Origin of the sequence: Streptomyces sp. NPDC001828, assembly GCF_042892175.1 — a bacterium.
Taxonomy (GTDB): domain Bacteria; phylum Actinomycetota; class Actinomycetes; order Streptomycetales; family Streptomycetaceae; genus Streptomyces.
Genome location: NZ_JBIATV010000003.1, coordinates 146,779 through 159,516 on the forward strand (window position 1 = coordinate 146,779; position 12,738 = coordinate 159,516).

The following is a 12,738-nucleotide window of genomic DNA, read 5'->3' on the forward strand; positions in this document are numbered from 1 at the left end:
GTGCCGTTCTCCTCAGATCTTTGGGGTACGCGACCAGCCTGCCCGAGTTCCCGCCTGTCACCCAGGCCTCTGTCCTGCCTACGACCAGCGTGCGTACCACTGGCAGGGTCAGGCTCCGGGTCGTACGACCAGGACGGGAAGCGCGGATACTGGGGTGTCATGGACCAGCGCGCCGAACTCAGTGAATTCCTCCGCTCCCGCCGGGCCCGGCTGAAGCCCGAGGACGTGGGGCTGCCCGATCACGGGCGCCACCGCAGGGTGCCGGGGCTGCGCCGGGAGGAGCTGGCGCAGCTGGCCGGAGTGTCGGTGGCGTACTACACGCGCCTGGAGCAGGGCAACGCGCAGAACGTGTCGGTGGAGGTCCTGGAGGCGATCGGGCGGGTGCTGCGCCTGAGCGAGACCGAGCAGAACCACCTCATCCACGTGGCCAAGGGCAAGGCGAAGAAGAAGCGCGCCGCGGCCGGCCGGCCCCAGCAGGTGCGGCCGGCGCTCCAGCAGCTGATCGACGCGATGGAGGGCGTGCCCGCCTACATCGTCGGCCCGCGCATGGACATCCTGGGCTGGAACCGGATGGCGGCCGCCCTGCTCGGCGACATGTCGCAACTGCCGCCGCAGGAGCGGAACTTGGCGCGGCACACCTTCCTCGACCCGGCTTCGCGTTCGCTGTACGTCGACTGGCACAGCAAGGCCGTCGACGTCGTGAGCGTGCTGCGGCTGTGCGCGGGCTGCTACCCGGACGACCCCCAACTGACGGCTCTGATCGGCGAGTTGTCGGTCAAGAGCGAGGAGTTCCGCACGATGTGGGCGGCCCACACGGTCGCCGACAAGGGCCATGGCGTCAAGCGGCTGCGCCATCCGGTGGTGGGCGAGCTGACGCTGGCGTACGAGACGCTGAAGCTGCCGGACGCGCACGACCTGTCCCTGGTCACCTTCCACGCGGAGCCCGGCTCGAAGTCGCAGGAGTCGCTGCGGCTGCTGGGCAGCTGGAGCGCCGAGCAGCCGGTCCGGACGGCCTGACAGTCCGAACGGCCCGGGAGACGGCGTCGGGGGCCCCGAAGGGCCCCCGAGCCGAGCGGGTGGTGGAGCGGTCAGGCGGCGGAGCCGGCCTTCCACTGGTCCCAGCTCATGTTCCAGCCGTTGAGACCGTTGTCCGGCTGGACCGTCTTGTCGTGCGAGTTCTTGATGATCACGACGTCACCGGTGATGGAGTGGTCGTAGAACCAGGCGGCCGTGGTGCCGTCGTCGTTGGCACCCTTGGTGTCGGAAAGGCCGACGCAGCCGTGGCTGGTGTTGGCGCTGCCGAAGATGGACTTGGCGCCCCAGTAGTTGCCGTGGATGAAGGTGCCGGACGCGGACAGGCGCATGGCGTGCGGCACGTCCTTGATGTCGTACTCGCCCTTGCCGTCGTCGTCCGTGAAGCCGACCGTCGCACCGTTCATCCGGGTCTCCTTGTACTTCTCGGAGATCACCATCTGACCGTTGTACGTGGGGTGTTCGGGGGAGCCCGCGGAGATCGGGATGCTCTTCACGACCTTGCCGTCCTGGGTGACGGTCATGGTGTGGGTGTTCGCGTCGACGGTGGAGACCTGGTTGCGGCCGATCTTGAAGGTGACCGTCTTCTCCTGGACGCCGGTGATCCCGTTGGAGCCCTGGACGCCGTCGAGGTCCATCTTCATGGTGACGGTCGAGTTCGCCTTCCAGTACTCCTGGGGGCGGAAGTCCAGACGCTGCGAGCCGAACCAGTGCCCGACGACCTCCTGGCCGGAGCTGGAGGAAACGGTGATCTTGGCCTGCACGTCCTTCTTGTTGGTGATCGCCTTGTCGAAGTTGATCGACACCGGCATACCGACACCGACGGTCGAGCCGTCCTCGGGCGTGAAGTTGCCTATGAAGCTGTTCTTCGGGGAGACGGTGCTGAAGGAGGCGTTCTCGTGCGCCTGCCGCGCCTTGGCGTCCGCCGCGGTCGCGGTGATCTTGTACGTGGTGGAACGCTTCAGGGGCTTGTCGGGTGCCCAGCTCAGGCCGTCGGCGGATATCTTCCCGTCGACCTTGGCGCCGTCGGCGGAGGTCAGCGTCACATCGGTCAGCTTGCCGTCGGCGACGGTGACCTTGGTGTCGCTGTTGATGCCGACGTTGTCGGCGCCGTTCTTGGGCGTGATGGTGATCTTGGCGTCCGAGGTGTCCTTCTCGGCGGCCTTGTCGGCCGCCGCCTGCGCCGATGACGAGCTGTCGGCCTTGGCGCCCTTGTCGCCACCGCCGTTGCAGGCAGAAAGGACCAGTACGCCGCCGAGCACCGCGCACGCCGCCGCGAGACCCTGCTTGCGCCGCTTACTCTCCGTCTTCACACGCTTCTCCATCGTCGCCGTCCCCCCGCAAGTCATCACGTCTAGAACATCAGACTGCTTGTTCCGGTTCCGCAGCGGGGGTGAATGTGGGGCACAACACGCGTCGGCGGACGGGTCGGGGCGGGACGGACAAGATCGCCAAAAGGCTTTCCGTCCCACCCCGGCCTCCGCTCGACCCGGTGTGCCCGTTCAGTCGTCCCCTCGGTCAGTCCTCGTCATTGCCGTCCTCCTCGTCGAGGTCCCACTCCTCGTCGTCGGGGTCGTAGCCGACCCGCTCACTGCTCCACGAGGCCTGGACCAGGTCCGCGCCCGGCAGCGCCTCCACGAGGTCGATCGGGTCCACGAGGTAGGCGAGGGCCTCCGCTCCGTCTTCCCGCACCGCCGCCTCGGCATGCGTACGTTCCTCGGGTCGCATCGCCGGATCCTCGGCGATGCGGGCCAGCGCGGCCGCCGCCAGCTCGTCCGCGTCCTGGATCTCCAGGACCAAATCGACCCGGAGGCGCACATACCGTGATGTCTCTTCTTCGCTCATGCGAGGGAGCGTAGGGCTCCGGCCATCCTCGACTTTCCCGCGACCCGCTGCTTTCACTAGCATCAGCGCATCCCGCCAATTCGACGTACTCGCAAGGGGATCGCTCACTTGTCCGTCGCTCGTCGTCCCCTGCTCACCGCCACCGCGGCGGGGACACTGCTCTGCGCCCTGTGGTTCGTTCCGTCCGCCAACGCGACGGACGAGCAACGCCCTTCGACTCCCCCGGCGCACTCCGCCTACCGGGCCGCCCCCGCCCCCGCCGAGGGCCCGCTCGCCCTCGCCGACACCGGCGGCGCGGACACCTCCCCCTACCTGGTCGGCGGCACGCTGTTCCTGGGGCTCGGGGCGGGGTTCGTGACGTACTCGGTCCGCAGGTCACGCCTCGGCTGACCGGCGGCCGTACGCCTCGACCGCCTTGGCGCGTACGGAAGTTGGGCATGCGGAAGTTGGCCAGGTGGAAGTCGGCCAAGTGGAAGTCGGGCACACAAAAGGGCCGCCCGGGATGCACATCCCGGGCGGCCCCTTCGCTGCTGCGGGTCGGGTCAGGCGAGCGGGCCCGTCACCGGCTCCACGGCGGCGACCAGGCCGCCCGCGCGCACGAAGGCGTCCGCGGCGGCGAGGTCGGGGGCGAGGAAGCGGTCGGGGCCCGGGCCCTGGACGCCGGCCGCGCGGGCCGCGGCGATGGCCGCCTGCGAGGCGGGCGCGGGGGTCAGGCCCTTGCGCAGCTCGATGCCGCGGGTCGCCGCGTACATCTCGACGGCGATGATGCGGGCCAGGTTGTCGACGGCGGTACGCAGCTTGCGGGCGGCCGACCAGCCCATGGAGACGTGGTCCTCCTGCATGGCGGAGGACGGGATGGAGTCGGCGGAGGCCGGCACCGCGAGCCGCTTCATCTCGCTGACCAGCGCGGCCTGGGTGTACTGGGCGATCATCAGGCCCGAGTCCACGCCGGCGTCGTCGGCGAGGAACGGCGGCAGGCCGTGGCTGCGGTTCTTGTCGAGCAGCCGGTCGGTGCGGCGCTCGGCGATCGAGCCGAGGTCGGCGGCGGCGATGGCGAGGAAGTCCAGGACGTAGGCGACCGGGGCGCCGTGGAAGTTGCCGTTGGACTCGACGCGGCCGTCGGACAGGACCACCGGGTTGTCGACGGCGGAGGCCAGCTCGCGCTCGGCGACGGTCAGGGCGTACGCGATGGTGTCGCGTCCGGCGCCGTTGACCTGGGGGGCGCAGCGGACCGAGTACGCGTCCTGGACGCGCGGCGCCTCCTCCTCCTGGAAGTGGCCGGTCAGGCCCGAACCCTTCAGCACGGCAAGCATGTTGGCGGCGGACGCGCCCTGGCCCGGGTGCGGGCGGATGGCGTGCAGCTCGGGCGCGAGCACCTTGTCGGTGCCGAGCAGCGCTTCGAGGGAGAGGGCCGCGGTGATGTCGGCGGAGGTGTAGAGCTTCTTCAGGTCGGCGATGGCCATGCACAGCATGCCGAGCATGCCGTCGGTGCCGTTGAGGAGGGCGAGGCCCTCCTTCTCGCGCAGCTCGACGGGCTCGATGCCGGCCGCGGCGAGCAGCTCGCCCGCGGGCTTCACGACACCGTCGGGGCCCTCCGCGTCGCCCTCGCCCATCAGCGTCAGGGCGCAGTGCGAGAGCGGCGCGAGGTCGCCGGAGCAGCCGAGCGAGCCGTACTCGTGGACGACGGGGGTGATGCCCGCGTTCAGCACGTCGGCCATGGTCTGCGCGACGGAGGGGCGCACACCGGTGTGCCCGGAGGCGACGGTCTTCAGGCGCAGGAACATGAGGGCGCGCACGACCTCGCGCTCCACGCGCGGGCCCATGCCGGCCGCGTGCGAGCGCACGATGTTGCGCTGGAGCTGGGCGCGCAGCTCGGGGCTGATGTGCCGGGAGGCGAGGGCACCGAAGCCGGTGGAGACGCCGTAGACCGGCTCCGGCTTCGCGGCGAGGGCGTCGACGATCTCGCGCGCCCGGGCGAGGGCGGCGAGCGCCTCGGCGGAGAGCTCGACCTTCGCGTTGCCGCGGGCCACGGCGATGACGTCCTCGGGGGTGGTGCCGGAGGTCCCCACCACAACAGTGTGCATATCCATATTCAGCACCCTACGGATTGAATCGCCAAGTGTCACTAGCCCAGACCCCGCATCGCGCCTGAACGGGCTGAGGATGCCCTAGCACCCGGTACCGCTTAGGGGCGCGGGGAACTGCGCGACCAGCCACGCACGGCGGACGGACGAAAACGGGGTTCGGGGGCACCCCGGGCGAGGGGGCCGGGGGGGGCTCAGCCGCGGCCTCTGAAGCGGCGGCGGTCGTGCGGCGGGGACGGCGGCGCGTCGGCGAGCCGCAGGACCGCCCCGTCCCGCCCCGCCACCACCGGCTTCGCCGAGCGCGCCGCCTTCGCCCGGTACTGGGCCGCGTCCGCGAGCCGGAACAGGCGGCGGGCCGAGCGCACCTCACCGATCGGGTCGCCCGTCGAGGCCACCCCGCACGCGACACCCTCGCCGAGCTCCAACTCCCCCGCACGCAGGCAGAGTTGCTCGCCCACGGCGACGACCTCGTCGGCGGAGGGGCCGAGGGCCAGGAGGCAGAACTCGTCGCCGCCGAGCCGCGCCGCCAGCGCGCCCGGCAGCATCGCCCCGCACAGGGAGAGCACCGAGCCGAAGCGTTCGAGCAGGCGGTCGCCGACCGCGTGGCCGAGCGTGTCGTTGACCCGCTTGAGCCCGTTCAGGTCGCACACGACGAGGCTGACGACCGAGCCGTCCGCCCGGTGCCGTTCGATCGCCTCGTCGAGGTGCATGTCGACCGCGCGGCGGTTGGCGAGCCCGGTCAGCGGGTCGGTGAAGGCCAGGCGGCGCACCTCTTCGAGGCGTTCGGTCTGGGCGATCCCGGCCGCTACCACCGAGGCGAGGACGGTGGCGAAGTCCGCGTCGGCCGCGTCGAAGACGGGCACGCCCACCGGCCGGGCCACGTACAGCTCGCCCCAGGCCCGCCCGTGCAGCACGATCGGGGCGACCACGCAGCACCCCCGGCCGCGCCTGCGCAGCGCGGTGACCCTCTCGTGGCAGTAGCCCGCTTCACCCTCGGGGGGCGCGACGGCGGTCTCGACCCAGGCGTTGGGCTCGCCGCCGCCCGCCCAGCGCTCGTGCAGGAATTCGGTGATCTCGGGGAACTGATGCACCGGGTAGGCCTCCTCCTCGGGGAACTCCTCCTCCCCGTCGGCCCGTTCACCCTCGTTCACCAGCACGCGAAGGCGGCCCAGCTCGCGCTCCCACACCGAGAGCGCGGCGAAGTTCCCGCCGAGCGCGTCCCGCGTGCCGAGCGCGGCGGCCCGCCAGGACTCGCGCGGCGTGTGGGCCGCGGCCATGGCCTGTGCCAGCGAAACCACGGCCCGCAGCCGGGCATCCTCTCCACCCATTCCTCCAGCTTAGGGAGGTTTTGGGTGTTTTGACCCTCGGGGCGCCGACCGCACGCCCCGCACCCCGGTCGCGGCCCGGGCCACACCCGGTCACTGCCCGGGCCACACCGGCTTCCGCTTCTCGTTGAACGCGGCCACACCCTCGGCGCGGTCCCCGGAGAACGCCACCGAGCGCCATGCCGCGTCCTCGACCTCCAGGCCGGCCCGCAGGTCGAGGCCGTGGCCGAGCCGCATCGCCCGCTTCGCGGCGCGCAGCCCGACGGGCGAGTTGGCCGCCATCCGCCCGGCGAGCGCGAGCGCTTCGGTGCGGGCGTCCTCGGCCAGCACGTCGACGAGCCCCAACTCCCTTGCCTCCACGGCCTCGACGCGGCGCGCGGTGAAGACCAGCTCGGCCGCGCGGGCGGCGCCGACCCGGCGGGGAAGCAGCTGCGTACCGCCGCCGCCGGGGATGACGCCGACCGACACCTCGGGCAGGCCGACCACGGCGGTCGCGTCCGCGACGATCACGTCGCAGGCGAGCGCCAGCTCGAAGCCGCCGCCGAGCGCGAAGCCGTGCACGGCGGCGACGGTCGGCATGGGCAGTTCCAGCACGCCGGTGTAGGCGGCACGGGCGGTGGGGCGCTGACGTACGAGCTCGGCGTCGCTGAAGGAGTTGCGCTCCTTCAGGTCCGCGCCGACGCAGAAGGCCCGCTCGTTCGTCGAGGTGACCACGGTGACCCGGGCGTCGGGGTCGGCGGCGAGCGCGTCGCAGGCGGCGGCGATGGAGCGGGCCATCTCCGTGGACACGGCGTTCATGGCCTTGGGCCGGTCGAGCACCAGCTCGGCGACGTACCCCTCGCGCCGCACGACGACGAACTCCCCGAACCGCTGCTCAGCCATGGCAACCCCTCCGTTAACGAACGTTACGTCGGGGGTGATCCTAGGCCGTGCCCGGCGGGGCCCACTAGGACAGGTTCTGGGCCTCTCGGCGGTGCAGGAGCCAGGGCTCGACCACGCCGAGGCCGCGTACCGGGCGCTGCCACATGGGCTGGAGCGCGAAGCGGTACTTCGCGGCCGGGACCGGCTCCTCGCCCTCCTTCTCGGCGGCGAGCGCGTCCTGGGCGGCCTGTGCCTCGGAGACGGGGGCGTCGCCGGTGCGGGCCAGCTCCTCGGCGAACGCGCCGTCGACCAGGACGGCGTCCTTGGGGGCTATCGAGGTGAGCCGGCTCGCGAGGTTCACGGTGGTGCCGAACACGTCGCCCATGCGGGTCGTGACGGTGCCGAAGGCGATGCCCACGCGCAGGGCCGGCATCGTCTCGTCGCCGGCCATCGTCTCGATGAGCCGCAGCGAGATCTCGGCGGCCGTGCCCGCGTCGTCGGCGGCGAACAGGACCTCGTCGCCCAGCGTCTTGATGAGCCGCCCGCCGTGCGCCGCCACGAGGTCGGCGGCGGTCGTCTCGAAGGCCTCGACGAGCTCGCCCAGCTCCTCCTCCTCAAGGCGCCGGGTGAGCCGGGTGAACCCGACGAGGTCGGCGAAGCCCACCGCGAGGCGGCGGTCGACCATCTCCTCGTCGTCGGCCGCCTGCACCACGCGCCCGGTAGCGGCGGCGAGCTGGCGCCGCCACACGTAGACGAGGAACTCCTCGAGCTCCGGCAGCAGCAGCTCGACCAGGGGGTACGTGACCTCGGTACGGGTCATGCCGGGCTCGGGGGGCTCGGTGAGGCCCTCCAGAAAAGAATCGATCTGCCATTCGGCCAGCCGGGCGGTGGTCTGCCCGGTGGACCGCGCGACCTGCACCGCCATCGGCTCGCTGAGCAGCCCCGCCTCGACGAGACCGGCGAGCCGGCGCAGCGCGAGCACGTCGGCCTCGGTCAGCGCCTTGGCCTGCCCGATGTCGGCGAACCCCATGGCCCGCCAGAACCGGGAGGCCAGCTCCATGGAGACGCCGGCCGTGCGGGCCGCCTGGAAGGGCGTGTAGCGCCGGTCGGCGCCGAGGATGAGCTGCTCCAGGCGGATGGCGAGCGGGTCGTCGGTCGGCTCGGCGGTGTGGTCGACGGCGTGGTGCGGCGTCGGGTACGCGGAGGACGCGGGTTGTGCGGGGGTGCCGGAGCCGCCGGGGCCGCTGCCGGTGCCGTCATCCGCACCGGACCGTGTCTCGTCGACGGTCACCGGCCGCCTCCTGCCCGTTGCCTGCGCACTGCCCTGCCGATCTGTCGCTGGATCGGGCTCAACGATACGGCAGGTGTGCCGTAGCTCACGTCCCGGGAGCGTGTCCTCGGCCGGCGCTACGGAGCGTCCGGGCGCAGGTGCACGATGTCGCCCGCCGCCACCGGACGCTGGACGCCCTCCTCGGTGGCCAGGACCAGGCGCCCGTCCCCGTCGACGGCCACCGCCTCGCCCCGTACCGACTGCCCGCCCGGGAGCTCCGCACGCACCGTGCGGCCCAGCGTCGCGCAGGCCGCCGCGTAGGCCTCCTGGAGGCCGGAGGCGGCCGGGTCGCCGGAGGCCTCGCGCCAGGTGCCGTACCACTGCTCCAGGGAGCGCAGCACCGCCCTCAGCAGGGTGTCGCGGTCCGTGGAGACGGCGTCGGCCAGAGCGAGGGACCCCGCGCCGGGCACGGGCAGCTCATCGGCGCGCAGGGTCACGTTGAGGCCGATGCCGACGACGACGCCGTCCGCCCCGGCGCGCTCCGCGAGGATGCCGCCCGCCTTGCGCTCCTCGCCCGCCACGGTGAGCAGCAGGTCGTTGGGCCACTTCAGCGCGGTGTCGACGCCCGCCGCCCGCGCGAGGCCCGACGCGACCGCGACCCCGGTGAGCAGCGGCAGCCACCCCCACCGCTCCACCGGCACCGACGCCCCGGGCTTCAGCAGCACGGAGAGGAAGAGCCCGGAGCGGGCCGGCGCCGACCAGCGCCGGTCCAGGCGCCCGCGCCCCGCGGTCTGCTCCTCGGCGACCAGGACCGCGCCCTCGTCGAGACCGTCGGCCTTGGCCGCGAGGTCGGAGTTGGTGGAGCCGGTCGCGGTGACCACGTCGAGGGAGGTCCACAGCGCGTCGGGACGCAGCAGGGCGCGGCGCAGCGCGGTGGCGTTCAGGGGCGGCCGGTCGAGGTCGGACCAGCGGCTGTCGGAAGCGTCCGGGGGTGTCATGCAGCCAGGTTAGGCCGCAATTGCAAGGCGCCCCGGGTGTGGCAAACGCCGCACTGCCGAACCGTATCGGCGCCACTACCCTACGAGTCAGTAGCCAGCCTACGAGTCAGCAGTCAGCCACCCCGTGACCAGGCAGGGAGCCGCATCCCGATGTCCGAGCCGGAAAACGCCCAGAGCGACGCCACCGTCGACATCCACACCACCGCCGGAAAGCTCGCGGATCTTCAGCGCCGCATCGACGAGGCGACCCACGCCGGCTCCGCGCGTGCGATCGAGAAGCAGCACGCCAAGGGCAAGTTGACGGCCCGTGAGCGGGTCGAACTGCTCCTTGACGAGGGCTCGTTCGTCGAGCTGGACGAGTTCGCCCGGCACCGCTCGACCAACTTCGGGATCGAGAAGAACCGCCCCTACGGCGACGGCGTGGTCACCGGTTACGGAACCGTCGACGGCCGCCCGGTGTGCGTCTACTCGCAGGACTTCACCATTTTCGGCGGCTCGCTCGGCGAGGTGTACGGCGAGAAGATCGTGAAGGTCATGGACTTCGCGATGAAGACCGGCTGCCCGGTCATCGGCATCAACGACGGCGGCGGCGCCCGCATCCAGGAGGGCGTGGTCGCGCTCGGCCTGTTCGCCGAGATCTTCCGCCGCAACGTGCACGCCTCGGGCGTCGTTCCGCAGATCTCGCTGATCGTCGGCCCGTGCGCGGGCGGTGCGGTGTACTCCCCCGCGATCACCGACTTCACGGTGATGGTCGACCAGACCTCGCACATGTTCATCACCGGGCCCGACGTCATCAAGACCGTCACCGGCGAGGACGTCGGCTTCGAGGAGCTGGGCGGCGCCCGCACGCACAACACCACGTCGGGCGTGGCCCACCACATGGCGGGTGACGAGAAGGACGCCATCGAGTACGTCAAGTCCCTGCTGTCGTACCTGCCGTCGAACAACCTGAGCGAGCCCCCGGCCTTCCCCGAGGAGGCCGACCTGGAGACCTCGGACGAGGACCGCGAGCTCGACGCGCTCATCCCGGACTCCGCGAACCAGCCGTACGACATGCACACGGCCATCGAACACGTCCTGGACGAAGGGGAGTTCCTGGAGACCCAGGCCCTGTTCGCGCCGAACATCATCACCGGCTTCGGCCGCGTGGAGGGCTTCCCGGTCGGCATCGTCGCCAACCAGCCGATGCAGTTCGCGGGCTGTCTCGACATCAACGCCTCCGAGAAGGCCGCGCGCTTCGTGCGCACCTGCGACGCCTTCAACGTGCCGGTCCTGACCTTCGTGGACGTGCCGGGCTTCCTGCCCGGCGTGGACCAGGAGTACGGCGGCATCATCCGCCGCGGCGCCAAGCTGATCTACGCCTACGCCGAGGCGACGGTCCCGCTGATCACCGTCATCACCCGCAAGGCGTTCGGCGGCGCGTACGACGTCATGGGCTCCAAGCACCTGGGCGCCGACCTCAACCTGGCGTGGCCGACCGCGCAGATCGCGGTGATGGGCGCGCAGGGCGCGGTCAACATCCTGCACCGGCGCACGATCGCGGCCGTCTCGGACCCCGAGGAGGCGGAGGCGACCCGCACCGAGCTGATCGCGGACTACGAGGACACCCTGCTCAACCCGTACATCGCGGCCGAGCGCGGCTATGTGGACGCGGTGATCATGCCGTCGGAGACCCGGGCCCACATCGTGAAGGGCCTGCGTCAGCTGCGCACGAAGCGGGAATCCCTCCCTCCGAAGAAGCACGGCAACATCCCGCTCTAGCCCGCACCCCGCACTCTGCAAGGAGCCGCTGTGATCAAGGTCGTACGGGGCAATCCGACCCCGGAGGAGCTGGCCGCCGCACTGGCGGTGGTCCAGGCGCGCGCCGCGGCGACGGCTTCGGCCGCGCCCGGTGCGCCGCAGCCGCCCGAGGGCTGGTCCGACCCCGCGCGCATAGCGCGGCGCGCCCTGCCGAGGCCCGGGGCGCGCACCTGGGCCAGGACGTACTGGCCGGCGTAGGCACCCGGAGCGACGGCCGGACCCTCCAGCGAGGGGCCCGGCCGTCTTCGTGCGTACGCCTCACAGCACCTCGGCCAGCGCCTGCGCCATGACCCGGTATCCCGCGTCGTTGGGGTGCAGGGCGTCGCCCGAGTCGTAGGCGGGGGCGAGCCGGTCGGGGTCGGCCTTCGAGGCGAGCGCCTTGTCGAAGTCGACGACCGCGTCGAACGCGCCGGAGTGGCGGATCCACGCGTTGACCTCGTCGCTGACCCGGGCCGCGTGCGCGCCCCAGTGGTCGGAGCCCTTGAGCGGGAGCAGCGTCGCCCCGACGACCGTCAGCCCCTCGCGGTGTGCCTGGCGTATCAACTCACCGTATCCGGCGATGAGTTCGGCACTGGAGACCACGGGAGCCGGCACATAGGTGGGCTGCGGCTCCGGCCCCTTGCGGGCCTCGCTGAAGCCGATGTCGTTGAGGCCTTCGAGTATGACGACGGTTCTGACGCCGGGCTGGTCGAGCACGTCCCGGCGGAAGCGCGCGGTGGCCCGTTCGCCGTACCAGGCCGAGTCGTTGAGGACGAGGTTGCCGCCGATGCCCGCGTTGACGACGGGCCGCCCGGTGCGTTCGGCGAGGGCGTCCGAGTAGCGCCGGTTGGCGCCCGGCGTCGAGCCGAAGCCGTCCGTGATGGAGTCCCCGAACGGGGCGATGCCGTCGCCCCTGGCCCGCCCGCCGACCTCGACGCCGGAGAGGTAGTACCAGGACTGGCTGGTCGCGGTGAAGGCCGCTCCCGACGCGTCCGCCCGGTGGTCGCCCTCGGCCCGGTAGGTGTCGGCGAAGCCCTGCGCGTGGAAGGTGGCGGGCCCGGTCGTCCCGGCGAAGTAGAGCGTGATGGCCACCGACTCGAGCCGCTCCAGGCCGAGTTGAGCGGCGTCGCTGCGCAGCTCGCCGTGGGCCGGGACGCTCACGGAGGTCCGGCCGCCGAAGGTCAACCGCCTTAGGGAGTCCGGGTGTACGTCCGCCCCCAGCCCGGCCCGGGCCACGGTGGCGCCGGTGACGACGAGCGGCGAGGTGCCGTAGGCGTTGGAGAGGCGGATACGGATCCGGTCGCCACTCTCGGTGACGCGCACGACCTGGCGGACGCTCTGGTGCGAGAAGCCCTCCTGTGACCAGTTGGGGGTGAACCCGGTCGCGGGCAGCTGTGGCGAGGCGGCCCAGGCCGCACCCCACGCATCGGCCCGCGCGGCCGACGGCTGCGCCGCCCCGGCGAGCAGCGCGAGGGTGGCGGCACCGACGGCCGTCGTCTTGCTCATGACGTATCTCCCCTGTTCACGAGGGCCCCGCGAACCCT

12 protein-coding genes are annotated in these 12,738 nt (G+C 72.0%); 4 read left to right on the forward strand and 8 right to left on the reverse strand.

Annotated elements, in window-relative coordinates; translation table 11 throughout:
* The first annotated feature begins 159 nt into the window (after positions 1–159).
* Positions 160–1,017 (forward strand): helix-turn-helix transcriptional regulator, encoded by an 858-nt coding sequence (locus ACFYZA_RS11955; RefSeq protein WP_382599280.1) that lies wholly within the window; start codon positions 160–162, stop codon positions 1,015–1,017.
* Positions 1,018–1,088: 71 nt separating this feature from the next.
* Here the strand turns inward: ACFYZA_RS11955 and ACFYZA_RS11960 are convergent, their stop codons facing one another.
* Positions 1,089–2,357: an Ig-like domain-containing protein gene (locus ACFYZA_RS11960; protein ID WP_382599282.1), complete on the reverse strand. Its 1,269-nt coding sequence runs from the start codon at positions 2,355–2,357 to the stop codon at positions 1,089–1,091.
* A 193-nt stretch (positions 2,358–2,550) separates the two neighbouring features.
* Positions 2,551–2,877, reverse strand: a complete 327-nt coding sequence (locus ACFYZA_RS11965) for a hypothetical protein (protein ID WP_382599284.1) — start codon at positions 2,875–2,877, stop codon at positions 2,551–2,553.
* Positions 2,878–2,985: 108 nt separating this feature from the next.
* On the opposite strand from ACFYZA_RS11965, the gene ACFYZA_RS11970 reads away from it, so the two are divergent.
* Positions 2,986–3,267 carry an LPXTG cell wall anchor domain-containing protein gene (locus ACFYZA_RS11970; protein WP_382599286.1) on the forward strand — a complete coding sequence of 94 codons (282 nt, stop codon included), beginning with the start codon at positions 2,986–2,988 and terminating at the stop codon, positions 3,265–3,267.
* A gap of 152 nt (positions 3,268–3,419) precedes the next feature.
* Here the strand turns inward: ACFYZA_RS11970 and hutH are convergent, their stop codons facing one another.
* From hutH to ACFYZA_RS11995, 5 genes are all read right to left on the reverse strand, one after another.
* Positions 3,420–4,961 (reverse strand): histidine ammonia-lyase, encoded by a 1,542-nt coding sequence (hutH, locus tag ACFYZA_RS11975; RefSeq protein WP_382599338.1) that lies wholly within the window; start codon positions 4,959–4,961, stop codon positions 3,420–3,422.
* Between the two features lie 194 nt (positions 4,962–5,155).
* Positions 5,156–6,289 (reverse strand): diguanylate cyclase domain-containing protein, encoded by a 1,134-nt coding sequence (locus tag ACFYZA_RS11980; protein WP_382599288.1) that lies wholly within the window; start codon positions 6,287–6,289, stop codon positions 5,156–5,158.
* A 90-nt stretch (positions 6,290–6,379) separates the two neighbouring features.
* Positions 6,380–7,168, reverse strand: a complete 789-nt coding sequence (locus tag ACFYZA_RS11985) for an enoyl-CoA hydratase/isomerase family protein (protein WP_388489652.1) — start codon at positions 7,166–7,168, stop codon at positions 6,380–6,382.
* A gap of 64 nt (positions 7,169–7,232) precedes the next feature.
* A complete protein-coding gene (locus tag ACFYZA_RS11990; protein ID WP_382599292.1) occupies positions 7,233–8,438 on the reverse strand; it encodes an adenylate/guanylate cyclase domain-containing protein in 1,206 nt (401 codons plus the stop codon).
* A 116-nt stretch (positions 8,439–8,554) separates the two neighbouring features.
* Positions 8,555–9,415: a biotin--[acetyl-CoA-carboxylase] ligase gene (locus tag ACFYZA_RS11995; RefSeq protein ID WP_388489656.1), complete on the reverse strand. Its 861-nt coding sequence runs from the start codon at positions 9,413–9,415 to the stop codon at positions 8,555–8,557.
* Positions 9,416–9,565: 150 nt separating this feature from the next.
* On the opposite strand from ACFYZA_RS11995, the gene ACFYZA_RS12000 reads away from it, so the two are divergent.
* Both ACFYZA_RS12000 and ACFYZA_RS12005 read left to right on the forward strand, forming a co-directional pair.
* Positions 9,566–11,176 carry an acyl-CoA carboxylase subunit beta gene (locus ACFYZA_RS12000; protein WP_388489659.1) on the forward strand — a complete coding sequence of 537 codons (1,611 nt, stop codon included), beginning with the start codon at positions 9,566–9,568 and terminating at the stop codon, positions 11,174–11,176.
* A 30-nt stretch (positions 11,177–11,206) separates the two neighbouring features.
* Positions 11,207–11,413, forward strand: coding sequence for an acyl-CoA carboxylase epsilon subunit (locus ACFYZA_RS12005; RefSeq protein ID WP_100574798.1), 207 nt, complete (start codon positions 11,207–11,209; stop codon positions 11,411–11,413).
* A gap of 60 nt (positions 11,414–11,473) precedes the next feature.
* Here the strand turns inward: ACFYZA_RS12005 and ACFYZA_RS12010 are convergent, their stop codons facing one another.
* Positions 11,474–12,700, reverse strand: a complete 1,227-nt coding sequence (locus ACFYZA_RS12010) for an SGNH/GDSL hydrolase family protein (RefSeq protein WP_388489662.1) — start codon at positions 12,698–12,700, stop codon at positions 11,474–11,476.
* Positions 12,701–12,738 lie beyond the last annotated feature (38 nt).

What these genes read in the sequence shown, in the direction of transcription:
- ACFYZA_RS11955 (WP_382599280.1), top strand. Translation starts at nt 160, where the DNA reads ATGGACCAGCGCGCCGAACTCAGTGAATTCCTCCGCTCCCGCCGGGCC.
- ACFYZA_RS11960 (WP_382599282.1), bottom strand. Translation starts at nt 2,357, where the DNA reads ATGGAGAAGCGTGTGAAGACGGAGAGTAAGCGGCGCAAGCAGGGTCTC.
- ACFYZA_RS11965 (WP_382599284.1), bottom strand. Translation starts at nt 2,877, where the DNA reads ATGAGCGAAGAAGAGACATCACGGTATGTGCGCCTCCGGGTCGATTTG.
- hutH (WP_382599338.1), bottom strand. Translation starts at nt 4,961, where the DNA reads ATGCACACTGTTGTGGTGGGGACCTCCGGCACCACCCCCGAGGACGTC.
- ACFYZA_RS11980 (WP_382599288.1), bottom strand. Translation starts at nt 6,289, where the DNA reads ATGGGTGGAGAGGATGCCCGGCTGCGGGCCGTGGTTTCGCTGGCACAG.
- ACFYZA_RS11985 (WP_388489652.1), bottom strand. Translation starts at nt 7,168, where the DNA reads ATGGCTGAGCAGCGGTTCGGGGAGTTCGTCGTCGTGCGGCGCGAGGGG.
- ACFYZA_RS11995 (WP_388489656.1), bottom strand. Translation starts at nt 9,415, where the DNA reads ATGACACCCCCGGACGCTTCCGACAGCCGCTGGTCCGACCTCGACCGG.
- ACFYZA_RS12000 (WP_388489659.1), top strand. Translation starts at nt 9,566, where the DNA reads ATGTCCGAGCCGGAAAACGCCCAGAGCGACGCCACCGTCGACATCCAC.
- ACFYZA_RS12010 (WP_388489662.1), bottom strand. Translation starts at nt 12,700, where the DNA reads ATGAGCAAGACGACGGCCGTCGGTGCCGCCACCCTCGCGCTGCTCGCC.